Genomic DNA, 1,443 nt, shown 5'->3' on the forward strand with positions numbered 1-1,443 from the left:
CGAGACGGATCCAAAGGGCAACACCAAGTCATTCACCTACGACAAGGACAGCCGGATCACCGCAGTCAAGGACCGCAACGGCAACACCACGAAGTACGTACTGGACGGCAACGGAAATATCGTTGAGAGTATAGACGCAGCCGGAACCAGCAGCACGTTCACCTACGATTCCATGGACCGCCTGACCAAGATCCGTGTTCATAGGGTGGACAAGACCCACAAGGTGGACGAGTACCAGGAGACCCTCTACACCTACGACCACAGGGGCCTGGTAAAGACCGAGGTCAACGCCAAGGGAGACGGAAAGGTGTTCGTCTATGACGGCAACGGCAACTTGATCCAAAAGACCGACGAGGACGGCTACGTGACCAAGTACGAGTACAGCCCCGTCAACTTAGTAAGCAATATCAATTATAATGACGCCAAATCCGCATCCTACGCCTACAACGGCACGGGAGAATTAATCGAGATGGAGGACTGGAATGGAAAGACCTCCATCGGAAGAGACCTCCTGAACCGTGTGGTAAAGGTGACGGATCACGATGGCCGGGAAACGGAATACGGCTGGGACAACGTGGGAAACAAGACCGTCCAGGGCTATCCGGACGGGACCCAGGTGGACTACTACTACGATGCGGAAAACCAGATTGTTGAGATGAAGGACTTTGACGGTGACATCACGAAGTTTGAGTATGATGCCAACGGAAACAAGACCTTTAAGGAATATCCCAACTACGAGACCGCCTACTACTTCTACGATGAATGTGACCGGATCATCGAGATGGACGAGTACAACCTGGGCGGAAAGAAGCTGTTCAAGACCACTTACAGCTGGGACGCAGAGGGCAACCGCTTAAGCGAGATGCAGTACAACCACGGCCAGAGTGGAACCAGCGGCAACGGCAGTGGTAATAATGGAAATGGAAATAACGGCAATGGAAACGGAAATAATGGCAACGGCAATGGAAGCAATGCCGTTATCTCCGGAGCACTCTTTAATGTGACAAATGCCTTGAACAACTTGTTGGAGGGCGGAAGCTCCGGAACGACGAGTTCACAGGACGCACAAAACACGCCGGACACACAGAGCGTGCGGACCACGCCGGAAGCACCGATGGTGGAGATACCATCTGCGGATATCGACCGGTTAAGCACCGAGAGTCCCATCGTCAACGGCATGGCACTTCCGGATCCAACGGCGGATACGGCCGTAGGCGTAGTTCTGAATAATCAGGCAAAGGCGGCGGAAGAGTTAAACGCACAGCTTCAGAATGCGGCGATTGAAACAGAAGCACCCAAGCCGGAAACACCTGACACCGAAGCGGAAACACCGGATACGGAGATTCCGGAGGGCAGCAAGCCGGAGACCGGAAAGGACGACGCAGCCATAGAGGGCAACGGGGACGGAAACGGCCAGGTTCCTCCGGGACAGACCGAGGATGA

At 54.3% G+C, this 1,443-nt stretch carries 1 pseudogene; it reads left to right on the plus strand.

Features of this window, described 5'->3' with window-relative positions:
* A pseudogene (locus tag VSQ61_RS22645) lies at positions 1–1,443 on the plus strand (hypothetical protein); the annotation flags it as partial.

The organism is Candidatus Merdisoma sp. JLR.KK006 (assembly GCF_036941035.1).
In the GTDB taxonomy this organism is placed as follows: Bacteria; Bacillota; Clostridia; order Lachnospirales; family Lachnospiraceae; genus Laedolimicola.